Annotated in this window: 19 protein-coding genes; 9 read left to right on the forward strand and 10 right to left on the reverse strand. The window is 74.0% G+C overall.

Annotated elements, in window-relative coordinates; translation table 11 throughout:
• Nucleotides 1-104 precede the first annotated feature (104 nt).
• Nucleotides 105-1088: a GlxA family transcriptional regulator gene (locus ACZ6EM_RS23855; RefSeq protein ID WP_401049420.1), complete on the forward strand. Its 984-nt coding sequence runs from the start codon at nucleotides 105-107 to the stop codon at nucleotides 1086-1088.
• Between the two features lie 403 nt (nucleotides 1089-1491).
• Here ACZ6EM_RS23855 and ACZ6EM_RS23860 read toward each other — a convergent pair whose 3' ends face one another.
• A complete protein-coding gene (locus tag ACZ6EM_RS23860; RefSeq protein WP_359902194.1) occupies nucleotides 1492-1965 on the reverse strand; it encodes an ATP-binding protein in 474 nt (157 codons plus the stop codon).
• A gap of 690 nt (nucleotides 1966-2655) precedes the next feature.
• Here ACZ6EM_RS23860 and ACZ6EM_RS23865 point away from each other — a divergent pair.
• Together ACZ6EM_RS23865 and ACZ6EM_RS23870 are read left to right on the forward strand one after the other, a co-directional pair.
• Entirely contained in the window at nucleotides 2656-3246 is a 591-nt protein-coding gene (locus tag ACZ6EM_RS23865; RefSeq protein WP_465773194.1) for a sigma-70 family RNA polymerase sigma factor, read from the forward strand.
• Complete coding sequence (locus ACZ6EM_RS23870) at nucleotides 3243-4448, forward strand: zf-HC2 domain-containing protein (RefSeq protein WP_380538396.1); 1206 nt, start codon at nucleotides 3243-3245, stop codon at nucleotides 4446-4448. The genes ACZ6EM_RS23865 and ACZ6EM_RS23870 overlap by 4 nt, the downstream gene beginning before the upstream one ends.
• 49 nt (nucleotides 4449-4497) lie before the next feature.
• Here ACZ6EM_RS23870 and purU read toward each other — a convergent pair whose 3' ends face one another.
• The gene (gene purU, locus ACZ6EM_RS23875; protein WP_359902185.1) at nucleotides 4498-5364 is read right to left on the reverse strand and encodes a formyltetrahydrofolate deformylase; all 867 of its coding nucleotides are present in this window, start codon (nucleotides 5362-5364) and stop codon (nucleotides 4498-4500) included.
• A 110-nt stretch (nucleotides 5365-5474) separates the two neighbouring features.
• A complete protein-coding gene (locus ACZ6EM_RS23880; protein WP_452179021.1) occupies nucleotides 5475-5909 on the reverse strand; it encodes an SCO4402 family protein in 435 nt (144 codons plus the stop codon).
• A 255-nt stretch (nucleotides 5910-6164) separates the two neighbouring features.
• Between ACZ6EM_RS23880 and ACZ6EM_RS23885 the strand changes: the two genes are divergently transcribed.
• On the forward strand, nucleotides 6165-7463 hold the full coding sequence (locus ACZ6EM_RS23885; RefSeq protein WP_401052862.1) for an ABC transporter substrate-binding protein: 1299 nt from the start codon (nucleotides 6165-6167) through the stop codon (nucleotides 7461-7463).
• 135 nt (nucleotides 7464-7598) lie between these two features.
• Here the strand turns inward: ACZ6EM_RS23885 and ACZ6EM_RS23890 are convergent, their stop codons facing one another.
• Nucleotides 7599-8819, reverse strand: coding sequence for a hypothetical protein (locus ACZ6EM_RS23890; RefSeq protein ID WP_465773195.1), 1221 nt, complete (start codon nucleotides 8817-8819; stop codon nucleotides 7599-7601).
• Nucleotides 8820-9093: 274 nt separating this feature from the next.
• Entirely contained in the window at nucleotides 9094-10470 is a 1377-nt protein-coding gene (locus ACZ6EM_RS23895; RefSeq protein ID WP_359902173.1) for a tetratricopeptide repeat protein, read from the reverse strand.
• A 306-nt stretch (nucleotides 10471-10776) separates the two neighbouring features.
• Between ACZ6EM_RS23895 and ACZ6EM_RS23900 the strand changes: the two genes are divergently transcribed.
• Nucleotides 10777-11490 carry a bifunctional DNA primase/polymerase gene (locus ACZ6EM_RS23900; RefSeq protein WP_401054684.1) on the forward strand — a complete coding sequence of 238 codons (714 nt, stop codon included), beginning with the start codon at nucleotides 10777-10779 and terminating at the stop codon, nucleotides 11488-11490.
• Nucleotides 11491-11895: 405 nt separating this feature from the next.
• Here the strand turns inward: ACZ6EM_RS23900 and ACZ6EM_RS23905 are convergent, their stop codons facing one another.
• Complete coding sequence (locus tag ACZ6EM_RS23905) at nucleotides 11896-12588, reverse strand: metal-dependent transcriptional regulator (RefSeq protein ID WP_049649967.1); 693 nt, start codon at nucleotides 12586-12588, stop codon at nucleotides 11896-11898.
• A gap of 221 nt (nucleotides 12589-12809) precedes the next feature.
• On the opposite strand from ACZ6EM_RS23905, the gene ACZ6EM_RS23910 reads away from it, so the two are divergent.
• The 3 genes from ACZ6EM_RS23910 (at nucleotide 12810) to ACZ6EM_RS23920 (ending at nucleotide 15709) form a co-directional block, all read left to right on the forward strand.
• Nucleotides 12810-13574: a sugar isomerase domain-containing protein gene (locus ACZ6EM_RS23910; protein WP_401053080.1), complete on the forward strand. Its 765-nt coding sequence runs from the start codon at nucleotides 12810-12812 to the stop codon at nucleotides 13572-13574.
• A 267-nt stretch (nucleotides 13575-13841) separates the two neighbouring features.
• Nucleotides 13842-14789, forward strand: a complete 948-nt coding sequence (locus tag ACZ6EM_RS23915; RefSeq protein WP_465773196.1) for a DUF4231 domain-containing protein — start codon at nucleotides 13842-13844, stop codon at nucleotides 14787-14789.
• Nucleotides 14790-14812: 23 nt separating this feature from the next.
• Nucleotides 14813-15709 carry an alpha/beta fold hydrolase gene (locus tag ACZ6EM_RS23920; RefSeq protein ID WP_359902164.1) on the forward strand — a complete coding sequence of 299 codons (897 nt, stop codon included), beginning with the start codon at nucleotides 14813-14815 and terminating at the stop codon, nucleotides 15707-15709.
• On the opposite strand, the gene ACZ6EM_RS23925 is transcribed toward ACZ6EM_RS23920, so the two are convergent.
• From ACZ6EM_RS23925 to ACZ6EM_RS23935, 3 genes are all read right to left on the reverse strand, one after another.
• Nucleotides 15680-16642: a 2-hydroxyacid dehydrogenase gene (locus ACZ6EM_RS23925; RefSeq protein ID WP_401053074.1), complete on the reverse strand. Its 963-nt coding sequence runs from the start codon at nucleotides 16640-16642 to the stop codon at nucleotides 15680-15682. The genes ACZ6EM_RS23920 and ACZ6EM_RS23925 overlap by 30 nt on opposite strands.
• 105 nt (nucleotides 16643-16747) lie before the next feature.
• Nucleotides 16748-20755, reverse strand: coding sequence for an FxSxx-COOH system tetratricopeptide repeat protein (fxsT, locus tag ACZ6EM_RS23930; RefSeq protein ID WP_465773197.1), 4008 nt, complete (start codon nucleotides 20753-20755; stop codon nucleotides 16748-16750).
• A complete protein-coding gene (locus tag ACZ6EM_RS23935; RefSeq protein WP_465773198.1) occupies nucleotides 20752-22290 on the reverse strand; it encodes a TIR-like protein FxsC in 1539 nt (512 codons plus the stop codon). The genes fxsT and ACZ6EM_RS23935 overlap by 4 nt, the downstream gene beginning before the upstream one ends.
• A gap of 198 nt (nucleotides 22291-22488) precedes the next feature.
• Between ACZ6EM_RS23935 and ACZ6EM_RS23940 the strand changes: the two genes are divergently transcribed.
• Nucleotides 22489-22683 carry a DUF397 domain-containing protein gene (locus ACZ6EM_RS23940; protein WP_359902156.1) on the forward strand — a complete coding sequence of 65 codons (195 nt, stop codon included), beginning with the start codon at nucleotides 22489-22491 and terminating at the stop codon, nucleotides 22681-22683.
• Nucleotides 22684-22746: 63 nt separating this feature from the next.
• Here ACZ6EM_RS23940 and ACZ6EM_RS23945 read toward each other — a convergent pair whose 3' ends face one another.
• Entirely contained in the window at nucleotides 22747-23676 is a 930-nt protein-coding gene (locus ACZ6EM_RS23945; protein ID WP_465773199.1) for a helix-turn-helix transcriptional regulator, read from the reverse strand.
• Nucleotides 23677-23720: the final 44 nt, after the last annotated feature.

The following is a 23720-nucleotide window of genomic DNA, read 5'->3' on the forward strand; positions in this document are numbered from 1 at the left end:
GGCCGCCCGGGACCGGACGAGTGGCCTGAATGACAGCTTTCGCAAGATTCGGGCCATGGCCCGCAGTACCCTGGCCCGGACCCACCGACGCCCGAGGGGACGGCATGGCACACCTGGTCGCGGTACTCGCCCTGGAGGGCGTGATCGCCTTCGAACTCGGCATCCCCGCCCGCATCTTCGGCGGCGCCAAGGACCCGGACGGACGGCCGCTGTACGAAGTGGCCACCTGCACCCTGGACGGACGGCCGGTCACCACCAGCGCCGACTTCCGGGTCATGGTCGACCACGGACCCGAACTGCTGGAACGGGCGGACACCGTACTGATCCCGGCCTCCGCCGACTCCGCTCCGGCCGTCGCCGACGCCTGCTTCACCCCGCCCCTTGCCGCCGCGCTGGCCCGGATCCGGCCCGGCACCCGGCTGATGTCGATCTGCACCGGCTCCTTCATCCTGGCCGCCGCCGGCCTGCTGGACGGCCGCCCGGCCACCACCCACTGGCGCTACACCGAGCGCTTCGCCCGGCTGTTCCCCAAGGTGCGGCTGGACCCCGACGTGCTCTACACCGACGACGGCGACATCCTCACCTCCGGCGGGGTGGCCGCCGGGGTGGACCTGTGCCTGCACGTGGTGCGCCGCGACCACGGCAGCGCGGTGGCCAACGCGGTGGCCCGCAACTGCCTGGTGCCGCCGTGGCGCGAGGGCGGGCAGAAGCAGTACGTGGAGGCCCCGAGCCCGGTGGACTCCGGCGGCAGCGGCACCGCCGCGGTGCGCGCCTGGGCGCTGGAGCACCTGGACCGGCCACTGGCGCTGCGCCAGCTCGCCGACCGGGCGGGGATGAGCGTACGGACCTTCACCCGGCGCTTCCGCGAGGAGACCGGCGCCAGCCCCGGCCAGTGGATCACCACCCAGCGCACCGAGCGGGCCCGCCAGTTGCTGGAACGGACCGATCTGACGATCGACCAGGTCGCCCGGGAGTCCGGCTTCGGCACCGCCGCCTCGCTGCGACTGCAGCTGCGCGGCCGGCTCGACGTCGCACCGAGCGCCTACCGGCGCACCTTCCGCTCCCTCCCGGAAGGCCGCGCTTCCTGAGCACGGCCCGGCGACCGCCCGACCGGTGGCCGGATCCCGTCGCGCGCCGACGGCGGATCGGATGGCGGCAGGCCGCGCCCACCCCGAGCACGGTACGGCAGGCCGCCATCCAACCCCGGCGCGCGAGCCCTGATTCCGCGCCACGCCCTCCGCACTCGCCGAGGAGCGGCCCGTGACCGGCCGTCCGCGGTCCGCCCTGCCGGCACGAATCCCCTGGACAGCGGCACCGCGGCGGTGGACGGACGTCCCCTCGGCGTCCCCTCGCGACGGAGCGCCGCACCCAAGCGTGATCAGTCGGATACGTCACGTCAATGGGTAGTCCGAAATTCGGAATGGTTGCGTCACCTTTCGGCCGGTGATCAGCACCGTGATCGGCACGGTCCGACGGCCGCCGCGAAAGCCGCTATTGCGCCAAAGCCGCCCAGTCCACGTCGGCCAGCGGATCCGCGGGACGGGCGTCGCTGCCGATCTCGCACCAGACCCGCTTGCCCGAGTCCTCCGGGTACCAGCCCCAGCGCTCGCAGAGCAGTTCGACCAGCTCCAGACCGCGCCCGTTGGTCGCGTCCTCGTCCGCGCCCGCGTGCCGCGGCGTCGGTGCGGCCCGGCTCGCGTCGGCGACCTCCACCCGCAGCGGGGCGGCCGGTCCACCCTCCTGCGGGCCGTCGGCCACCGGCAGACAGAGCCTCAGCACGGCCGGACAGCCGGTGTGCACCACGGCGTTGGTCACCAGCTCCGAGACCACCAGCACCACCGTCTCGGCCATCGGCGCGTCCGGGTCCACCCCGTGGTTCAGCAGCCGCGAGCGCACCCACCGGCGGGCCCGGCCGACCTCGGCGGGGTCAGCCTGCACCGCCAGCTGTACCTGAAGAACCTGCACCGCTCCACCACCCGCATTCGCAGTTCGGCCATAGTCCCGATCGGGCCGGATCGGCCGGCGGGCCCCCGCACGTCGCCCGGCGCCACCCGAGCCGTGCCCGGGCGCCCGCCCGGTCTGTCCGTCCGCGCCCACTCGCCCGCGCCGTCTCGTCGGTCGGGCACCCGGCCGCGACACGAATACGCCTCAGGATGGGCGGGGGGACGGACCGCAGCAAGCGCTTCGGGCATATTCCGGCGATCGGGCGACAGCGCGGTGCATACTGTCCCGCTCACTCTCGCGAGGCTCGTACCGGTGATCGTCCACCCCGGGCCGACCCGCCGGTCCCGCAGTCGGGAACCTACCGCCGCGCGCCCCGCGCACCCCGCCCGCCACTCACGAACCACCCGTGCGACATATGTCCGACGGCCCTCGAACAGTGGCATCGGCGGACGGGTCCCACCGGCCGACCGTCGTACCGTCCGACGATCCGGCCGCGGGAGGACGACCCGGCCCGGGCGAGGGACCCCGGCGAGGAACCCGGAGGGATCCGGGCCGGGGATCCGGGCGAGGGATCCGGGCCGGGAGGCACATCCATGAGGAGGGGTGATCCGCCAGGAACGGTTCCGTTCTTGCCGCAATCGCCCCCGGCGCCACCCGGCCGCAAGATACCGTTGGGTAAGCCAGCGAACCCGGTCAGGAGGGTGGTTCCCGATGGCCACCCCGGAGCGGACCCCGCGCTGGGACGAGCAGTTGCAGCGCCGCCTCGCCCGCGGCGAGGAGACGGCGCTCGGCGAACTCTACGACCAGCTCGCACCGATGGTGCACGGCCTGGCCGGACGGATACTCGCCGACCAGGCCGCCGCCACCCAGCTCACCCGGGAGGTCTTCGCCCACGTCTGGGAGCACCCCGACGACTTCGACCCCGACCGGGGCACCCTGCGCTCCTGGCTCGGCGCGCTGACCCACCACCGCGCGGTCGAACGGCTGCGGGCCCGGCGGGCCACCGAACTCGCACCGGGCGCGGAGGCCGAGATCCGCGCCGTGGCCACCGCCGCGAGGATGCAGTACGTGGTCGACTCCCTGCCCCAACCCCTGCGTGAGACCATCGCGGTGACCTACTACGACGGCCGCACCTACCGCGAGACGGCCCGACTGCTCGGCATCAGCGAGCAGGCCGCCAAGCAGCGGATGCGGCTCGGTCTGGAGCTGCTGGCCACCGAACTGGCCGACGAACGCGCCCGCCAGGACGGCATCGGGGACGGCATCGGGGACGGGAACGGGGACGGGAACGGGGAGACGTGAGCAGCACTGAGGAGCGGCACGACGCCCTGCGCTCGATGCTCGGCGCGTGGGCCCTCGGCGCCTGCCCGGCCCGCGAGGCCGCCGAGTTGGAGCAGCACCTGCGCGACTGCCGGGAGTGCGCCGAGGAGGCGGCCCGGCTGCGCGAGGCGGCCGGCTGGCTCTCCCTGGACGAGCCGCTGGACCAGCCCGGCTCGCTGCGCCAGCAGGTGCTCGACTGGTGCCTGGCCCGTCGGCCGGCCCAACTGCCCGTCCCCGCCTGGGGCATGCCGTACACGGCGGAGACCGCCAAGCTCGACGCGCTGCTGCGCGACCTCGGCCCGGAGGAGTGGCAGGAGGTGGCGGAACTGCCGTGGCACGGCGGCACCGAGCGGCTGCGCCCGGCCGAGGTGCTGGGCCACCTGACCGCGGTGGACGGCTTCCTGGCGCTGGCACTCGGCCTGCCCGACCCGGTGCCGGCCGCTCCGGGCCCGCCCGCCGCACCGGCCGGGCGGCGGGTGCCCCCGCAGGAGCCGGCCGCCGGACCGTCCGTGCCGCGCGTCCCGCCGCAGGGCGGCCGGTACGCCGGGGTCACCGCGCGCACCGCCCGGCTGATCGCCGACCAGGCCGGCCTGGCGCCGCAGTCGGTGCGCTCCCGCTGGCGGCGGCAGGCCCACGACCTGGTGCGCAGCGCCGCGCTCGTGCCGCAGGGCAACACCCCGGTCGACTACGGCTTCGCGGTGCTGCCGCTGCGCGACGCCTTCGTGGACCGCGCCTTCGAGTGCTTCGTGCACGGCGAGGACGTGGCCCGGGCGGTCGCCTACCCGTACGACCCGCCGACGCCGCAGCACCTGCGGCAGATGGTGGAGCTGGTGGTCCGGCTGCTCCCCCGGGCGCTGGCCGGGCTGCGCGCGGCCCGGCCCGAGCACGCCGGGGCGCCGGGTGCGCCGGAGGGCGGGGCCCGGACGGCCCGGCGGGTGCGGCTGATGGTCGACGGCCCGGCGGGCGGCGAGTGGCTGATCGCCCTGGACGGCGACGGCGCCGCCGTCGGCAGCGGCGGCCCGCCCGGCGGGGAGCCGGTGGCGTCGATGGTGCTGGACGGCCTGGAGCTGTGCCAGCTGGCCGCCGCGCACCGCGACCCGGACCGGCTGCCGGTCGGCGAGCACGGCGACCGGGCCGCGGTCCGAGAGGTGCTGCACGCGCTCCCGCTGCTCTCCCGGCCGTAGCGGCCCGCCGTCCGCGCGAACGCCTACGCGAAACGCCTGCGCGGAGCGGTCACGCGAAGACGACCGTACGGGTCCCGTCCAGGAGCACCCGGTGCTCGCTGTGCCACTTCACCGCGCGGGCCAGCGCCTGGCACTCGACGTCCCGGCCGAGCGCGACCAGCTGGTCGGGGCTGACGTCGTGGGTGACCCGGGCCACCTCCTGCTCGATGATCGGGCCCTCGTCCAGGTCGGCGGTGACGTAGTGCGCGGTGGCGCCGATCAGCTTCACGCCGCGCGCGTGCGCCTGGTGGTACGGCTTGGCGCCCTTGAAGCTCGGCAGGAAGGAGTGGTGGATGTTGATCACCCGGCCGGACAGCTCGGTGCACAGCCGGTCGGAGAGCACCTGCATGTAGCGGGCCAGCACGACCAGTTCGACGTTCTCCTCGGCGACCAGGTCGAGCAGCCGCTGCTCGGCCTCGGCCTTGGTGTCCTTGGTGACCGGGATGTGGTGGAACGGGATGCCGTAGCTCTCGGTCAGGTCCCGCAGGTCGGTGTGGTTGGAGACGACCGCGGCGATCTCCACCGGCAGGGCGCCGATCCGGGTGCGGTAGAGCAGGTCGTTCAGGCAGTGCCCGAACTTGCTGACCATGAGCACGATCCGCATCCGCTGCTCGGTCGGGTGGATCTGCCAGTCCATCCCGAAGGAGGCGCCGATCGCGGCGAAGCTGGCCCGCAGCTTGTCGGCGGTGACCGGCTCGGGGGCGGAGAAGTGCACCCGCATGAAGAAGAGCCCGCTGTCACCGTCCCCGAACTGCTGGCTGTCGATGATGTTGCAGCCGGTCATGAAGAGGTAGCTGGAGACAGCGTGGACGATGCCCTGCTTGTCGGGGCAGGACAGCGTGAGGACGTACTGGGCGCTGACCGGCTGCTGTTCCACTGGGAGTTTCCCGTTCTGAGGTCGTGACGTGCGTGGATGGTCCAGCGTGTCACATCCCGGACACCCGCCGCCCCGCTGCCCGTACTGCGGGACGGCGGCGGTCCGGCGGGTCAGAGCTGGGTGAGGATGCGCAGCACGTCCAGCGACTTGGGCGACGCGTCCGGGTCGTCCCCGTCGCCCGAGGCCAGCACGACGTGCGCCTCGCGGGCGGCCCGGACGGTCTCCGGCCAGCCGGGGTGGCCGAGGTAGGCGGAGGCCGGCGCGTCCGCACCGACCTCGTGCAGCATCTGCACGGCCCGCAGCACCGCGACGTCCACCAGCGCGGCCTCGGCGGAGTCGCGGAGGATCGTCCCGATGTACTTCTCGGCCGACCAGCGGTCCAGCCAGGTGTCCTCGACGAGGCGGTAGACGGCGTCGGTCACGTCGCCGTACCCCTCCCGGCCGGTCAGCCAGGTCTCCTGCTGGAAACCGGGGTCGGACAGCATGTGCAGCGCCGAGCGCAGTCGGGCTCGCCAGCGCCACCAGGGCAGGTCGTTGAGCGGCATGCCGCCCATCGTGCTGGAGCGGTGGCCCGGACGAGAAGGGTTTCGGGCGGACCGATACGAAGAATCTGTGCTGGCGGACATGGTGAACGATCGTACGTTCCCCGTCTGTTCGTGCTCCACTCGCGATCTACACGCGTACCACTCCGGATTTCGGCGGCCGTTCGCCATCCGTTCGCATTTCTGCCCTCTCGGCTTGTGACGCCGGGGCTTGGCTTGCTCCGGTGCGCCGGAGTGCGCCCCAGAGAGGGAAAAGCGATGACCAGCCGAAGGGACTCCTTCCAGGCCCGTCCCCCGATCGGGCGGCGCCGCCGCCGCCCGATCGCAGCCGCCGCCACCGCCGCGGCCCTGCTCCCCACCCTCTTCTCGGCCTCCGCGTGCGGCGGACCGGCCGATGCCTCGACCACCGGCGACGACCTGACCGTGATGACCTGGGCCCCGGCCGGCACGGGCTCCGCCGACCGCCCGGGCATGACGGCGCTCGCCTCCGCCATCGGCCAGGACGTCAACGCCAAGGGCGGCGTGAACGGCCACCGGCTGCGCGTGATCACCTGCAACGAGCACAACACCGCGGACGGTGCCCGCGCCTGTGCCCAGCAGGCGGTGGACGCCAAGGTGGTCGCCGTGATCGGCTCCTACAGCCAGTGGGGCGAGGCGTTCATGCCGGTGCTGGAGCGCGCCGGCATCCCGCTGATCGGCGGCTACGGGCTCTCCCAGCCGGAGTTCTCCAGCCCGCTGTCCTACCCGGTGGACGGCGGCATGCCGGCACTGATCGCGGGCAACGGCCGCCAGCTGGTGGACGCCGGCTGCCGGACCGTTTCCCTGGTCCGCCCGGACACCCCGGCCGGCGACAACCTGCTCGGCTACCTGGGCACCGCCCTGCGGCCGGCCGGGATCAGGCTGACGGACGTCAAGGCGCCCGAGCAGTCCTCCGACTACACCCCGGTGATCCGCAAGGCGATCGGCAAGGACGAGCCGGGCAACTGCATCACCAGCGCCCTGGCCGCCGAGCCGACCGGCAACCTGCTGGACTCCTACCGGCGGCTGAACGCGAAGAACACCCGGATCGCCTCGGTGATCGGCAGCGTCCAGCAGTCGGTGGTGGACTCCACCGGCGGCGACTCCGGCCCGCTCGGCGGCGCCTACGTCACCAGCTGGTACCCGCCGGAGTCGGCGAAGATCTGGGACGGGCTGCGCGCGGTGGTGCGCACCGACACCACCGGCGGGCACCCCATCGACGTCTCCGACCCGGGCGTGCAGACCACCTGGGTCGCGTACGAGGTGTTCCGGACGGCGGTGCAGAAGCTGGCGGAGGGCGGCCGGACGGTCACCCCGAAGACGGTCTCCTCGCTGCTGGACAGCGGGGAGGGCATCGACGTCGGGATCACCCCGCCGCTCAACTGGGGCACCACCAACATGCTGCCCAGCGGCGGGTCGCCGCGCCTGGTGAACACCTGGGTCACCTACCAGGTGGTCAAGAACGGCCGGATGACCCTGCAGCAGCCCGGCTTCGTGGACATCCGCTGGGCGCTCACCGGGGGCCGTCCGCCGGCCTGACCCGGACCGCCCGGGGCGAGAGAGGGGGGACGGGCCTTTGCGGCCCGTCCCCCCTCGTCGTTCACCGGCCGCCGTCGCTCACGGGCCGGCGTCGTTCAGGAGCCGCCGTCGCCGTCCCTCGTCGACCGCCGTCGCTCAGAGGTCGCCGTCGCTCCGGTTGGGCAGTCCGGTCTGGGCGGCGATCGCGTTCCAGAGCGTGGCGGCCTGCTTCTTCGCGGTGGTCGCGGTGCCGCTCGCCTGGACGGCGTTCTTGTAGTGCTGGTTGTCCTGCTTCTTCGCGTCGCAGGAGCCCTGCGCGTCCTGCGCCCAGAGCGCGTACTCGTCGTCGGCCTGGGCCGAGGCCGTCCAGGCCGCGTTGAGCTGGTCGACCAGCTGCTGACCGCCGGGCAGCTTGTCGGCCTTCAGCTGGCCGAGCTTGCTCTGGAGCTCGCGCCGCTTGCCGGCCGCGGCCGTCAGCGCCTGCTGGGACTCGGGCAGCTTGTCGCACTTCTGCACCGAGGCGACCGCGGAGACCACCGAGCTGCGGCTGTCGCTCGCGGTGCTCAGCAGGTCCGACAGCGGCTGCGCCTGGGCCTTGACCTCCGGGTCGACGGCCGCGCCGGAGCCGCTCGCGCTCGGCGCCCCCGGGGTGGTGGTGGCGCCGGCGGTGGCGGCCGCCGGGGTGGTCTTCCTGTCGTCCTTGGTCTCGTCGCCGCCGCTCATCAGGACGGCGACCAGGATGCCGGCCGCCGCACAGCCCGCCACCACGCCGCCGATGATCAGCTTGTTGGACGAACGTCCGCCGCGTCCCGAGCCGCCCGCCCGGGTCGCGTCGTGCCCCTGGCCGTACCCCTGGCCGTAGTCCTGCCCCTGCTCCGGGGCGTAGCCCTGGTGGTGGTCCTGGGCCGGGTAGGCCGGCTGCGGCTGGGCGGCCGGCGGATAGGCCTGGTACCCCGACGCGGGCTGCGGCTGCGGGTAACCGGGCTGGGCCTGCGCCGCCGGGTAGCCGGCCGCCTGCGGGTCGCCGGCGGGGTACGGCGGCAGGTACTGGGTCTCCGGAGCCGGATCGGGCTGCGGGGCACCGTACCCGGGCTGCGGCGCGCCCCACGGGGCCCCCTGCCCCGGCATCGGCCGGCCCGGCAGCGAGTGCCCGGGCATCGACTGGCCCGGCACCGGCTGCGCGGGCATCGCCTGGGTCGGCAGCGCGTGCGCGCCCTCGCCGAGGTACTCCGGCTGCCCGGACGGCTGTCCCACCGGCGGCACGGCCGAGTGGGCCTGCGGCTGGCCCGACTGCCCCTGCGGCTGACCGGGCTCGGGGCGGAACAGGTCGTCCAGGTTGAAGTCACCGGAGTTCGGGTACGAGCGGCGCTGACTCAACGCGATTCCTCACCTGTGCAGGACCGCGCACTGACGGCGGACCACATCTCGTCGGTTCTTGGGAGCATCACAGTTCCTTGGACGTCGCGCCCACGCTACCGGTTCGCCTCACCGGGTGACCACGTGGGCGGGACATCCGTCACGCTCCCTGCACAGACGATCCGCGACCGCCCAGGGCCCGGGCCGCCCCCGGGCCCGAGGCACGGAGGCGGGCCCGCGCCCGGGGCACGGAGGCGGGCCCGCGCCCGGGGCACGGAGACCGGCCCGGCACCCGCTAGGCCGCCTCGGCGTCCGCGCGGGCGTGGAACTCCCGGACCACGCGCTGCTCCCGGTACGGCTCCAGCCGGCGCCGGAACTCGTCCAGGTACTCCACGCCCCGGTTGGACCGCAGCCCGCTCAGCAACCGGACCGCCTGGGCGCCCGTCTCGCAGGCGCGTTCCAGGTCCCGCTGCTGGAGCTGGGCGGTGGCCAGCAGGACGAGGTCCACCGCACGGCGCCGGACCCGGGTCGGCGGGTGCAGGTCGAGCGCCCGGCGGGCGTAGTGCTCGGCCTGGCCGGCCTGCTCCAGGTCCCGGTGGCAGTGGGCCAACTCGTCGGCGAGGTAGGCGTCGTCGAAGTGGGCGATCCAGTCCGGGTCGTCCTCCGGGCGGCGGCGCTCCATCATCTCCAGGGCCCTGGCCGACACCGTCTCGCAGGAGCGGGCGTCGCCGAGCAGGGCGTGACCGCGGGCCTCGGCGGCGTAGAACATCGCCATCGCCGTCGGGGTGGCCACCGAGCGGGCGCCCTCCTGGGCGGCGCGGGCGAGTTGGGCGATCTCCCGCGGGTTGCCGAGGGTCGCCGCCAGGTGGCTCATCGAGGCGGCCAGCACGTAGCCGCCGTAGCCGCGGTCGTCGGCGGCCTGGGCCAGTCGCAGCGCCTGGATGTAGTAGCGCTGGGCGAGGCCGGGCTGCCCGGTGTCCACCGCCATGTAGCCGGCCAGTTCGGTCAACCGGGCCACGGCGGCGAAGAGTTGGCGACCGGTCTCCTCCCGGTAGGCGCCGCCGAGCAGGCCGGAGACCACCGAGTTGAGGTAGTGCACCACCACCGGGCGCACATGGCCGCTGCCGAAGCGGTGGTCCAGGTCGACCAGCATCGTGGTGGTCGCCCTGATCGCGGCCACGTCGGTCGGGCCGACCCGGGGGCCGCCGGCCCGCGCCACCACCGGGTCCGGCGGGGTGATCAGCCAGTCCCGGCTGGGTTCCACCAGCGCGGAGGCGGCGACCGTCGCGCCGGTCAGGAAGTCCCGCCGGCCGACGTCGCTGCGCCACAGTTCGCAGACCTGCTCCAGGGCGGCACCGATGGTCGGCGCGAACTGGAGCCCGATGCCGGAGCTCAGGTTCTTGCCGTCCGCCATGCCGATCTCCTCGACCGACACGCTGCGCCCGAGCTTGCGGCCCAGGGCCTCGGCGATCACGGCCGGCGCCTGCCCGCGCGGCTGCTGCCCGCGCAGCCAGCGGGCCACGGAGGTCTTGTCGTACCGAAGGTCCAGCCCGTGCTCGGCGCCGCAGAGGTTGACCCTCCGGGCCAGGCCGGCGTTGGAGCAGCTGGCCTCCTGGATCAGTTGCTGCAGACGCTCGTTGGGCTGTCGTGCGACGAGTGGTCTCGCGGCCATTGGGCTTCGCCTCCCCACACCCTCCGGTCCCGGCCGGCGGGCGACGATTCTGCTGATCTGTTGCCGACTGTCCGACCGTCCAAGGAATCTGACACCAGGTTAGCGATCAGCAACGCCAGCGGGATACCCACGGTGACGAACCGCACCCCCCTTGCGCCCTGGGAAATGCTCCTGTGCGCCCCCACTGCGCCTGCCCTCGGCCCCACCAACTCGGTCGACTAACCGGAACGGGTGACATTGCCGGGATGCACCCAACCGGGCGCCATCGGGCCGTAACCAGCCTCACACACGGTAGTTGAGTACCCCGTGGAAGACATCCCCGACGCCTCGGACCGGAACGAGAAGGCCGCTCCACCCCCCTTGCTCGTCGAAGCCGTCGGCTACGCCGAGAACCGCCACTGGGAGGTGGCCCCGGGCGCCTGGCTGATCGACGACGGCGGCGGCGGTGTCCGCTGCTCCTGCGGGGACCGCCGCTGCACACTGCCGGGCGCCCACCCGCTGGACGCGGACTGGGCGCGGACGGCGAGCGCCGGTCCCGGCGCGGTGCGGAGCTGGTGGACCGACCGGCCCCGGGCGTCGATCCTGCTGCCCACCGGGCGCTCGTTCGACGTGCTGGACGTCCCGGAGACGGCCGGCTGCCTGGCGCTCGCCCGGATGGAGCGGATGGACCTCCAGCTCGGCCCGGTGGTGGTCCAGCCCGCCGCGTCCGGGCGGATCGGGCGGCGGCTGCACTTCCTGGTGCTGCCCGGGGCCGCGGCCAGGCTCCCGGAGATGCTCCGCCGGCTCGGCCGGCCGCCGGGCCGGCTGGACCTGGTCGCCCGGGGCGAGGGGGACTGGACGGTCGCCCCGCCGTCCCGGATCGGCTCCCTCGGGTACGCCCAGTGGGCCCGCTCCCCCTCCGCGCTCAACCGCTGGCTGCCGGACGCCGCAGAAGTGATCGGCCCGCTCGCGTACGCCTGCGCCCGCGAGACGCCCTCGGTCCGCGCCGTCCGGGCCGCCCGGCCGACGCCGGTGGGCTGAGTTCCGCCGGTTCCGCCCGGCCCCTCGAACGGCCGCCCTCCGCCGATCGGGTGAGGGTGCGCACCGCGCGACACAACGCGCGCGAGTGACGGGCCTTGTCTCCCACCGGGGACGGGGCCCGTCATACGCATGTCCGGATAAGGCTTCCGTGTACCCGCTGGTCAACGGGAGAAGCCCCTCGTACGAGTGACGGCACTCAAGGATTGCCATGATCGGCCGAGGGGAGGAATTGCGGTGTGTGGGGACGCCGGCAGGGGCGCTCGGACGGGGAAGCCGGGCGGCGGCGACGGAGGGGAAGCGGGAGGGGAACAGGAGGGGACGGGAGGGAACGGGAGGGAACGGGGAGGCGAGCGGGCCCGCTGCACGTGGAGCAGCGGGCCCGCTCGGCTGTTCGCGTCCGGTGCCTCAGGCCTGGGCGACGAAGACGTGCTGGGCGATGTCCTTGCCCAGCTCCGCCGCGTTGTCCCCGGTGCCGACCAGCACGCCGCCGACGCCGGCGCTCACCTTGACCGTGGAGCCCGGCCTGACACCGGCCCGACGCAGGGTGCTCATCAGCGCGCTGTCCGTCTGGATCGGCTCGCCGATCCGGCGGACCACCACGTCGGCCCCGGCCTCGCCCGGCTTGACGGTGTCCAGCGGGACGAGCCCGGCGTCGAAGCCCTCGCCCTCCGCCTTGGTGTCGCCCAGCTCGTCCAGGCCCGGGATCGGGTTCCCGTACGGCGACTGGGTGGGGTGGCCGAGCATGGCGAGCACCTTGCGCTCGACCGTCTCGCTCATCACGTGCTCCCAGCGGCAGGCCTCCTCGTGCACCTGCTCCCACTCCAGGCCGATCACGTCGACGAGCAGGCACTCGGCGATGCGGTGCTTGCGCATGACGCGCACCGCGAGCCGACGGCCCTCCTCGGTCAGTTCGAGGTGGCGGTCCCCGGCGACCTGGAGCAGCCCGTCGCGCTCCATCCGGCCGACCGTCTGGCTGACGGTGGGGCCGCTCTGTTCCAGGCGCTCCGCGATCCGGGCACGCATCGGGACGATGCCCTCCTCCTCCAGCTCCAGGATGGTGCGAAGGTACATCTCAGTGGTGTCGATCAGCCCAGACATCGCCGCTGGCTCCGTTCTTCGGTGTCCTCACCGCCAATTCTGACGTACCGGACCGACAACCGGGCCCGCCCCGGGGCTCCGGAGGCCCGTTTTGTTCCTGTTGACAACGATGCCACCGGGGCGCGACCGTGCTCGCCGAAGCTTTCTCCACCGGCGGTCTGGACCACCCGGACCACCCCACCCGGCCGGAATCCCCCACCGGCAGAGAGCGAAGGCAGCAGATGAACGACCTGGTCGGCCGGTACTTCGACGCCGCGATCTCCCACCTCCAGCGGGTCCGCGAAGAGGAGGCCGACACCATCGAGGCCGCCGCCGCGCTGCTGGCGGAGGCGATGACCGAGGGTCGCCGGGTCTTCACCTTCGGTGCCGGGCACTCCGCACTGCCGGCCCAGGACGTGGTCTACCGGGCCGGCGGACTGGTCCCGGTGAACCTGCTGAACGTGCCCGGGACGGCCGGGGTGACGGTGATGCCCGCGCCGCTGTCCAGCGCGCTGGAGCGGGTCTCCGGGCTGGCCACCGCCACCCTGGACCTGACCCCGGCGACCGCCGGGGACCTGCTGTTCGTGATCTCGCTCTCCGGCCGCCAGGTGATGCCGGTCGAGCTGGCCCGCTACGCCCGGGAGCGCGGCCTCACGGTGGTCGGCGTGACCTCACTGGCGTACCCGCGGGAGGTGCCCTCGGCGCACCCGACCGGCACCTACCTGAAGGACCACTGCGACGTGGTGCTGGACAGCAAGATCGCGGTCGGCGACGGCGAGCTGACCCACCCGGGCGCCGAGACCACCTTCGGCCCGGTCTCCACCATCGTGACCAGCGCGCTGATGCAGGCCGTGGTCGCCTCGGCGGTCGGCCGGCTGGCCGACCGGGCGGCCGCCGGGGAGTGCCCCGCGCCGCCGCTGTTCCGCTCCGGCAACGTCCCGGGCGGCACCGAGTGGAACGCCGAGCAGATGGCCGAGAACGCCGAGCGGGTCTTCTACACCTACTGAGCGGCACCCGCCGTGCCGCACCCGCCGGCCGCGCGCACCGGCCCGCACTCCGCCGGGCCGCACCGGCAGGTCGCCCGCGCACATCCGCCGGCCGGTGCGCGCCCTCGCCACCTCCCGCACGCTGGGTGCCGACCCGAACACGGGGAGTACCGGACAACCACCGGGGCTTCCCGGCCACATCCGGCCGCCCCGGCCGTCACCAGGCGTACCGGCGAATCCCCCGGGGCAGGAGAGCGGTGCGACCGGAGCGACTGGTGGGGGCCGAACATGGCGTCTGTTGCGGGACGGACCGGGTGGGTACGTGAGCGGGACCTGCTGCCCGAGTTCTTCTGGGCCGCCGACTCGGCGTCGCTGCGCGGGCAGCGGCGCTCGGTGCTGCTCTCCGCCTGGGAACTGGTCCTGCTGGTGGTCGCCGCGGCGACCGGCTCGGCCGACGGCGAGCCCTGGGCCTGGCCGGCGGCGGCCGCCTACCTCGGCGCGATCGTGCTGGCGGTGGTGATCAGCCGGCAGAACCCGCAGGGCCTCTGGTACGAGGGGCGGGCCGCCGCCGAGTCGGTGAAGACGCTGGCCTGGAAGTACGCCGTCCGGGCCGACGCCTACCAGCCCCCGCCGCGCGCCCTGCCGGACGCCGAGGGCCTGTACCGCTTCCAGCTCTCCGGGGTGCTCGGCGCGTTCCGGGACAGCCCGGTGGCCGTCCCGGAGGCCGGAGTGGACATCACCCCGGCCATGCACGACCTGCGCGGCCAGCCGCTGGCGGTGCGCCGCGAGGTGTACCTGGCCGAGCGGATCCAGCTGCAGCACGACTGGTACCGCGCCAAGGCCCGCTACTGCGCCCGCGCCGGGCACTGGGCCGGGGTGCTGGGCGTGCTGCTGCCGGCGATCGGCCTGGTGCTCGCCCTGCTGCGGGCGCTCGGCGCGTTCAGCTACGACGCGCTGGGCACGGTCTCGGCGGTGGCCGCCTCGGTCGCCGCCTGGGCGCAGCTGCGCCAGTACCGGCCACTGGCCGCCGCGTACGCCCTGGCCGCCGAGGAGCTGGCGCAGATCCAGCGCCAACTCGCCCAGCTGGACCTGGAGTCGATGGAGGCCGAGGAGATCTGGGCCCGTCTGGCCCGGGACGCCGAGGACGCGATCTCCCGCGAGCACACCACCTGGCAGGCCCGCCGGGAGGTACGCACCACCACCGACCGGGAGCACGCAACCGACCCGGAGCACTGAGGAGGCCGCAGGTGTCGTTACGGATGATCAAAACGGCGGACGACCGCGCGCTCGCCGTCGAGTCCCTCGGCGACCCGCGCGGCCGTCCGGTGTTCCTGCTGCACGGCATGCCCGGCAGCCGGGTCGGCCCGCACCCGCGCAGCACCGTGCTGTACCGGCTGGGCGTGCGGCTGATCTCGTACGACCGGCCGGGCTACGGCGACTCGACCCGGCTGTTCGGCCGCCGGGTGAGCGCGGCGGCCGCGGACGTGCGGACCATCGCGGACGAGTTCGGGCTGGACAGCTTCGCGGTGCTCGGCCGCTCCGGCGGCGGCCCGCACGCGCTGGCCTGCGCGGCGCTGCTGCCGGGACGGGTCAGCCGGGCGGCGGTGCTGGTCGGCCTCGCGCCGCGCAACGCGGCCGGCCTGGACTGGTACGCGGGGATGACGCCGTCCAACGTCCGCGCCTACCAGGAGGCCGAGCGCGGGCACGGCCGGATCGCCGACGCGATGGAGTTCCGCTCCCGGCAGATCAAGGACGACCCGGTCCGGCTGCTGAACGGGCTGCGCACCGAACTCTCCGCCGCCGACCGGGAGGTGGTGGCCGACAGCGGACTGCGGCGGATGCTCCAGAGCAACTACCGGGAGGCGTTCCGGCACGGCGCCGACGGCTGGATCGACGACGTGCTGGCCTTCACCGCCGACTGGGGGTTCGAGGTCGGGTCGGTCCGGGTGCCGACCTGGCTCTGGCACGGCGCGGACGACCAGTTCTCGCCGGTCGACCACTCCCGCTGGCTGGCCGACCACATCCCGGACGCCGAACTGTTCCTGGAGCCCGGCGCCGCGCACTTCGGGGCGTTCCGGGTGATGACCACCGCGCTGGCCTGGGCCGCGGGCTGGGGCGGCCCGGGCTCAGACCTCCACCGGCGTCAGGGGCGCTGAGCCGCCGAGCACCGCCAGCACGTTGTCCACCGCCAGGCCGCCCATCGCCTGCCGGGTGCGGACGGTGGCGCTGCCCAGGTGCGGGGCGAGCACCGCGCGCTCCTGGGCGAGCAGCGCGGACGGGACGGCCGGCTCGTGCTCGAAGTTGTCCACGGCGGCGGCGAACAGCGCGCCGGACTCCAGCGCGGCGGCCAGCGCCTCCTCGTCCACCACGCCCGCGGTCATGCTGACCACCACCGCGCCGCGCGGCAGCAGGGCGAGGCGGCGGGCGTCCAGCAGGTGCCGGGTCCCCTCGGTGAACGGGCAGGTGACGACCAGCACGGTGGAGGTGGCGAGCAGGTCCTCCAGCGGCTTCCAGTCGGCGCCCTCGGCCTGACCGGTCGGCAGTTCGCGGCGGTTGTGGTAGCTGACCGGCATGTCGAAGGCGCGGGCCCGGCGGGCCACCGCCCGGCCGATCCGGCCCATGCCGAGCACGCCCAGCGGGGTGCCGGCCAGCTCCAGGCCGAGCAGGAAGTTCGGCGCCCAGGCCCAGGACGCGCCGGAGCGCAGCAGCCGTTCGCCCTCGCCGAGCCGGCGGGTGGCGGCCAGCAGCAGCGCCCAGGCCATGTCGGCGGTGGCGGTGGTGAGCACGCCCGGGGTGTTGGTGACCAGGACGCCGCGTTCGGCGCAGGCGGCCACGTCCACGTTGTGGTAGCCGACGGCGTGGTTGGCGACGACGGCCAGCCGCGGGCCGGCCGCGTCGAGGAACCCGGCGTCCACCCGGTCGTCCAGGGTGGTGATCACGGCCCGCCGGCCGCGGACGGCGTCCAGCAGCGCGGCCCGGTCCATCGCCAGGTCGGAGTCGTGGCAGGTGGCGGCGTGGTGCGCGGTGAGCCGTTCGACGACGCCGGGGGCGAGGCGCCGGGTGACCAGGACCGGGGGCGGGGTGCTCATGGTCAGGGAGCGTACCCCCGGTCCGGCGGCGCACCCCGGTCCGGCGGCGCGCCGCTCGCCGGCTGCGCGCCCCTGGTTCGGGTGCGCGCCCCGCCCCCTTCCCGGTCAGACCGGCTGCGGCTCCAGGTCGCGGTTGATCCGCTTCCAGCCCCGCGCGGAGACCGTGTTGGGGTGCTCCTCGCCGACCTGTCGGATCAACTCGGAGATCGCCCGTGCCCTCAGCTCGGCCGCCTGGGTGTGCCGCCCGCCGGACCGCAGGGTGATCGCCAGGTTGGCCTCGCAGGCCACCGCGTCCGGGTGCTGGGCGCTGTAGCGGTCGCACAGCCCCTGGTACGCGGCCCGGCCGAGCCGCTCGGCGCGGTCCAGCTGCCCGTCGTCGCCGTAGGCGTTGGCCAGGTTGATCATCGCGTTGAGGGTGTACGGGTGCTCCGGCCCGACCGAGCGGGTCAGCCCCTCGACGGTGAGCCGGCCGCGCTCGATGGCGCCCGGGACGTCGCCGCTGCCCCGCAGGTAGATGCCGAGGTTGTTGGCGCAGGCCAGGGTGAACGGGTGCTCGTCGCCGAACAGCCGCCGGTGGCCCTCGAAGACGGTGGAGCAGAGGTCGCGGGCGGCCTCCTTGTCGCCGGAGGCGCTGTGGTCGGCGGCCAGGTTGAGCGCGCAGGCGAGCGCGTCGGGGGCGTCGGCGCCGTAGCGCTCCAGGTAGCGCTCGTAGGTCTCCTTGGTGATCCGGCGGGCCTCGGCGAGCTGGCCGATCCGGCGCAGCGAGACGGCCAGCGACTTGGCGTTGCGCAGGTTCTCCGGCAGGTCCGGGTCGAGCACGTCGCCGAGGTCGGAGGTGACCTCCTGGAGCAGGTCCACCGAGCCGCGGTAGTCGCCGAGTTCGCGCAGGTCGCGGGCCAGGTTGGACTTGGTGGACAGGGTGTAGGGGTGCTTGGGGCCGAGGACGGCGGTGCGCCGGTCGAGGGTCTCCTGGTCGAGTTCGCGGGCCGCCTCGCTGTCGCCGACCAGCCGGTAGTCGATCGCCAGGTTGTTCGCCATGGAGAGCGTGCGCGGGTTGTCGTCGCCGAACAACTCGCGGAACTGGTCGAGGATTTCGCGGTCGAGGTCGAGCGCGGCCTGGAACCGGCCGAGCGCCCGGCGGTCGGCGCCGAGCGAGCCGGCCGTCATCAGGGTGTACGGGTGGTGCTCGCCGAGCAGGCCCCGCTGGCGCTCCAGGGTGTCCTCGTCCAGGGCCAGCGCCTCACCGTAGTTGCCCTGGGAGCGCAGCACGTTGGCGAGTTGGAAGCGCAGCAGCAGGGTCTGCCGGTCGTTCTCGCCGAGCTTGCCGGTCCACTCCACGTCCAGGGCGTGGCCGAGGTCGCGGGCGCGGTCGAGCTCGCCGCGCTTCCACAGGTAGCGGACCCGGTCGATGAGCAGTTGGCGGGTGTCCGCCTCGTCGCAGTTGTGCGCCTTGGACGGCGACAGGTGCGGCCAGATCTCGTCGAAGGCGGGCCAGTTGGCCGGGTCGTCGGTGTCGCCGAGGACGGGCCGGGCGCCGGTGAGGATGCGGTGCACCTCGTGGACGGCGATCTCCTGCTCGTCGGCGGTCATCCCGGCCCGGATCACCGCCTGGACGAGCCGGTGCACCTGGAAGCTGTTGCTGCCGGCGTCGACCTTGGCCAGCGCGTACCGGCCGATCGCCTGGATCACCTTGCCCAGCATGAACTTGTCGCTGAGGTCGGCGTCGAACTTCACCAGCGCCCGGATCATCTGGTCGCTGTAGAAGAGGTTCATCGAGATCGGCTCGGGCGCGAAGAACGCGCACAGCTGGAGCAGCCGGACGGCCGCCGGGGACTGCTGGCGCAGCCGTCCGATCGACACGTTCCAGGTCGCGGCGACCGGCGTCGGGTAGTCGGCCGGGCGGCCGACGGCCAGCGCGCGGGCGGCCTCGGCGTGCAGCTGGGAGACGTAGGTCTCCACCGGGGTGCCGGTGGTGTCCAGCCAGGCGGCGGCCACCTCGACGGCCAGCGGCAGGTCCCCGACCGCCTCGGCGACCCGGTCGGCGTCCGGGCGGGAGAGGCTGCGGGCGCGCCGGCACAGGTGCTCGACGCTCTCGCCGCGGGTGAAGACGTCGACCTCCAGCGCCTCGGCGTGCCCGGTCCAGGCCTGGTTGCGGGAGGTGACCAGGATGTGGCCGGAGCCGCCGGGGAAGAACCGGCGGATCTCGGCGGGCTCGTCGGCGTTGTCGAAGATCAGCAGCCAGCGCGAGGTGGGCACGCCGCGCCGCAGCGCCTCCCTGGCCGCCTCGGCGGCCTCGGTCACCGAGTCGCCGACCCGCAGGCCCAGCCGGCGGGCGAGTTCGGCCAGCGCCGGCGCGACCAGCTCGGTCTGCTCGGCGTCGATCCACCAGACCAGGTCGTAGTCGGACATGAAGCGATGGGCGTACTCCAGCGCCACCTGGGTCTTGCCGACGCCGCCGAGCCCGTACAGGGTCTGCGGGGTGGGCAGCACGGCCGCCATGCCGCCGCGCAGTTGGTTGCGCAGCTGCTCCAGGACGGCGGAGCGGCCGGTGAAGGAGGGGTTGCGCGGCGGGACGTCCCACACCGAGGGCTTGCTGCCGGGGAAGCGCGGGCCGCCGCTGGGCGCGTCGTCGAGCGGGGTGTCGCCGCGGCCGAGCGCGCGCAGCAGGCTCTGGATCGACTGCGTCTCGTCGCGGCCGACCAGGTCGACCGGGTTGCGGTTGCTGAACGGCGCGGTGAGCCGCACGTCGCCGACCCGGACGGGCAGCAGCTGGCGGCGGGTGCCGGAGGGGTCGGAGCTGACCACCGACTCCCACAGCGCCCGCGCCTGCGGGGAGCGCTGGTAGGCGGGCGAGAGCACGGCGACCGTCCGGTACGCGGAGTCGATGCCGCGCTCGGTCTCCTCGCGCGGGTCGGTGCCGGCGCTGAGGTCGCGCGGCAGCACCCGGAAGCCGGCCCTGGTCAGGACGGACTCGATCCAGTCCGCCCACATCCGGTCCTCGGGGACGTAGGAGAGGTAGAGGTCGGCGGGCACGGACGGGCGGCGGCGGGTGAACGCGTCCACGAAGCGCAGCCGCACCTCCTCGTCCACCGGTGGCAGGCCGGCCGCCCGGCCCTCGGTGATCATGGAGGTGAGCCGCTCGCAGGCGGCCAGCATCGAGGTGGGCGTGCCGGTCTGGTCGCCGAAGGTGGCGAGGATCTCCTCATAGGCGTAGAACGGCCGGTACGGGATCTCCACCGAGCCCCAGTACTGGGCGAGTTCCTCGCCGTCGAAGCCGGCCGGCAGCCCGTCGAAGCGGACCCGGGCGAGGGCGCGGCCGGCGTCGGCCTTCTCCTTCTCGCCCTCGTCGATGCGCATCGGGACGGGCAGGATGCGGATCCCGCGCTCGCGGTAGCGGTCGTGGATGTGCTGGGCGATCCGCGAGGCACCGTCGATGGACTGGTCGCTGAGGGTGAAGCAGACCACCAGGTCGTCGGGCATCTGGACGGTGCAGATCTCGGCGATGTCGGAGAGGCCGGTGCGGGAGTCGATCAGCACGTAGTCGTAGCGCTTGGCCATGTCGGCCTTGAGTGCGTCGAAGAACTGCCCGCCGTCGAAGCGGTCGTAGAAGATGTCCCAGTCGAGGTGGGTGACGGCCTCGGAGTAGTCCCGGTTGAACTGGCCCGCGGAGAGGAAGTCCAGGCTGCCGCCGTCCGGGAAGTGCGGCCAGGTGAGCGAGAGCGCGTGCGGGTGCACCCGGGCGAAGTCCAGGTGCCAGCCCTCGGCGTGCTCGACCGGGCGCAGCGCCTCCTCGCGGTACTCGGCGATCAGGTCCATCATCCCGGTGGTCCCGGCCAGCGAGGCCGGGTCGAGGAACGGGTGGAAGAACTTGGCGAGGCCGGGCGCCTCCAGGTCCCAGTCCACGGTGAGCACGCGGAAGCCGTTGGCGGCCAGGATCCAGGCGGTGTTGGCCAGCGCCATGGTGCGGCCGGTGCCGCCCTTGTACGAGTAGAAGGTGATGATCCGGCCGTTGCGGTCCTGTTCCGCCGCCTGCCGCTCGGCCTCCCGCTGGGCGGCCAGGTCGGCGGAGGTGAGCCCGCCGAGACGGAGGTTCCTGGTGCGGTTGTCAGTCATCGCGGTCCTCGTCCTCCCAAGGGCGCCATCCCGTCATCGGGTTCATCGCCGTCGTCGCGGTACGGGTCGTGCTCGCGGTGCGGGTCGCGCTCACGATGCGGGTCGCGCTCGCGGTGCGGGTCCTGCTCACGATGCGGGTCGCGCTCGCGGTGCGGGTCGTCGCCGTTGTCCCGACGTCGGTGGGTGGTGCTGGTGGTGCGGCCGGTGCCGTCTCCGTCGGCGCGGTCGTCGCCCTGGTCGTCCTCGAAGGGGTCCGCCGGGGATCCGTCCGGTCCGTACCCGCCCGCGCCGCGCCGGAACGCGTCCCGCAGGCTCGGCCGGGGCGGCGGCGGTTCCTCCGGTTCGGCCCGGGTGCGGCCCTCGAACGCGTACTTGGCCTTCATCGCCGCCCGGGGCAGCGCGTCGTCGAAGTCCTCCAGGGAGTGCAGCCCGGTCGGTCCGGTCGCGCCGAGGAAGCTCGGCCGGCTCGCCCGCCGGGTGATGCGCAGCGTCTCGTCGGTCAGGTCGCCCAGCTCGTCGGCGCGGTCGGCGCACTCCGGGTCGTCGCCGTTGAACGGCTCCAGGATGCTCACCCAGGTGGCGTCCGAGCGGTCGAAGCGCCGGACCAGCTCGCGCCGGCGCGGGTCGCGCAGCGCCCAGCGGTCGAGCAGCAGCAGGCCGGGCGCCTCGGCGTTGCCCCCGATGATCGACTCGACCTCCTCGTCGAACTCGTGCACGGTCGGCTGGAACCCCAACTGCCGTGCGAGGCGCGCCGCGTGCTGGGCGATCGGCGAGCCGACCGGCCGGTACGGGTGCCAGTCGGTGCGCCGCTCGCCGTAGTAGTCGGGGCTGCGGTCGGCGGGCAACTCGTTCTGGTGGTAGGCGAGGACGGAGATCCGCAGCTGCTTGGTCGGGGCGGTGACGTTGAACGCGCTCGGCAGGCCGTTGAATCCCAGCCGCCGCCCGACCGGGATCACCGTCTCCTCCGCGACCTGCACGATCCGGGCCGCCAGCCGGTGCACCGCCAGCTCGTAGGAGGAGCGGAAGTAGCTGAGCTTCATCAGGGCGTACAGGCCCTCGGTGGCGTACTCGGGCCCGAAACTGGCGTGGTTGAACTGGAGTTCACTGGCCACGTTCGGCAGCCGGTAGCGGCTCATCGGCGCCCACAGCACCGGGACGATGCCGCTGGTGCGCTCGGAGTCGAGGTTCGCCGGGTAGACCGGCCGGCGGGTGAAGGCGTGCCATTCCTGGCCGCACGGAACGCTGTTGAAGTACCTCGGGGAGTACAGGGGCACGAACACCCGACAGGTCGCCAACTCGTCGGACAGCCGTTCGGCCCACAGCTCGCCCTGGTGCATGGACTCGTCCATGAAGCCGACCGCGGCCCCGTCCGGGACGGTGGTGAGCTGGAGCACCGCCTCGCAGAGGTCCCGGTACAACTGCCTGACCCAGTGGTTCGGGTCGCTCGCGCCCCGCGCACCGGCCTTGGGGGTGTGCGCGTAGGAGAGGAAGAAGTACGGCCGGGCGTCGTCCTCGTCCCAGCCCCGGTCAGTCACACGCGCCTCCCCCGGGCCCGTCGGCAAACCTGCCTCCCGCAGCCCCCGTGCGGCGGGGCTTCAGTGTAGGAACGACTGACACCCCAATGGAATAGCACAACGTCTCGCACGAATTGACATGACCGAAACGATGCCGCCATCCGTGCACTGGGACCAGTACCCTCGATACGGCCGCCACGCACCACCAGGAGGGCACTCGTGGACCACCTCGACTGGCAGAGGTCCAGCACCAGCAGCGACAAGGATGACTGGATCGAGATCGCCTCCGAGGGCGACCACGTCTACATCCGGCAGTCCGACGACCCCACCCTCGTCGTCACCACCACCCGCATCAAGTTCAACGCCTGGGTGCTCGGCGCCAAGGCCGGCGAGTTCGACCACTTCGTCGCCTGACCCGCCCGCCCCCGCCCGACCGGCACCCCGCCGGCCGGGCGGTCGGCTGTCCGAGCCCGCGGATCACCCCCCGTAGCGGGCGGCCAGGGCCCGTACCGTCCTGGCGATGCGGTCACGGAGTTCGGCCGGTTCCAGGACCTCGACGTCGGCGCCCAGCCGCAGGAACTCCCCGTGCGCGTGGTCCAGCGACTCGATCGGCACCCGGGCCTCCGCCCAGCCCTCGTCCGCGGCGGCGACCCCGAGGCGCCGGGCGCCCTCCGGGGTGAGCCGGACCAGCGCCTCCCCGGTGTGCAGCCGGGCCCGGAAGTCGGCGAGGTAGCCCGTCCAGTACGCGCCCAGGCCGAAGCCGTCCGGCACCGCGAACTCCTCGTCCAGCTCGCGCAGTCGGACGACCTGATCGACCCGGTACGTACGCATCCCGCCCGGACCGGCGGCGACCAGGTACCAGCGCCCGGCCTTGAGCACCAGCCCGTACGGCTCCACCCGCCGCTCGATCTCCTCCGGCGCCCGCCAGCGCCGGTACCGCAGCACCACCGCCCGCCGCTCCCACACCGCGGCGGCGACGGCGGCCAGGTGCGGGGTCTCGTCCGCCGCGCCGTACCAGCCGGGCGCGTCGAGCAGGAAGCGCTCCTGGATCCGCCCGGCGTGCTCGCGCAGCTCCGCCGGCAGGGCCGCCCGCAGTTTGAGCTGGGCGGCGGTGAGCGCCTCGCCGAGGCCCAACTCGGCGGCGGCGCCCGGGAGTGCGGCGAGGAAGGCGGCCTGGGCCTCGTCGGCGGTCAGCCCGGTGAGGCGGGTCCGGTAGCCGTCGACCAGCCGGTACCCGCCGGCGTGCCCGGCGTCGCCGTACAGCGGGACTCCGGCGGCGGCGAGCGCCTGGACGTCCCGGTAGACCGTACGGACGGAGACCTCCAGCTCCCCCGCCAGCTGCTCGGCGGTCAGCCGGCCCCGGTTCTGGAGCAGCAGGAGCAGGGCGACCAGCCGACTCGCGCGCATGCCGCCCAGTATCCACTGACAGGTGGTGTCAGGAGAGTGGTCCT

It is taken from the genome of Kitasatospora sp. NPDC041917 (assembly GCF_055589745.1).

Excerpts from the sequence above, each read along its gene's own strand:
- ACZ6EM_RS23855 (WP_401049420.1), top strand. The coding sequence starts at position 105 with ATGGCACACCTGGTCGCGGTACTCGCCCTGGAGGGCGTGATCGCCTTC.
- ACZ6EM_RS23865 (WP_465773194.1), top strand. The coding sequence starts at position 2,656 with ATGGCCACCCCGGAGCGGACCCCGCGCTGGGACGAGCAGTTGCAGCGC.
- ACZ6EM_RS23880 (WP_452179021.1), bottom strand. The coding sequence starts at position 5,909 with ATGCCGCTCAACGACCTGCCCTGGTGGCGCTGGCGAGCCCGACTGCGC.
- ACZ6EM_RS23885 (WP_401052862.1), top strand. The coding sequence starts at position 6,165 with ATGACCAGCCGAAGGGACTCCTTCCAGGCCCGTCCCCCGATCGGGCGG.
- ACZ6EM_RS23895 (WP_359902173.1), bottom strand. The coding sequence starts at position 10,470 with ATGGCCGCGAGACCACTCGTCGCACGACAGCCCAACGAGCGTCTGCAG.
- ACZ6EM_RS23905 (WP_049649967.1), bottom strand. The coding sequence starts at position 12,588 with ATGTCTGGGCTGATCGACACCACTGAGATGTACCTTCGCACCATCCTG.
- ACZ6EM_RS23910 (WP_401053080.1), top strand. The coding sequence starts at position 12,810 with ATGAACGACCTGGTCGGCCGGTACTTCGACGCCGCGATCTCCCACCTC.
- ACZ6EM_RS23915 (WP_465773196.1), top strand. The coding sequence starts at position 13,842 with ATGGCGTCTGTTGCGGGACGGACCGGGTGGGTACGTGAGCGGGACCTG.
- ACZ6EM_RS23920 (WP_359902164.1), top strand. The coding sequence starts at position 14,813 with ATGATCAAAACGGCGGACGACCGCGCGCTCGCCGTCGAGTCCCTCGGC.
- ACZ6EM_RS23925 (WP_401053074.1), bottom strand. The coding sequence starts at position 16,642 with ATGAGCACCCCGCCCCCGGTCCTGGTCACCCGGCGCCTCGCCCCCGGC.
- fxsT (WP_465773197.1), bottom strand. The coding sequence starts at position 20,755 with ATGACTGACAACCGCACCAGGAACCTCCGTCTCGGCGGGCTCACCTCC.
- ACZ6EM_RS23945 (WP_465773199.1), bottom strand. The coding sequence starts at position 23,676 with ATGCGCGCGAGTCGGCTGGTCGCCCTGCTCCTGCTGCTCCAGAACCGG.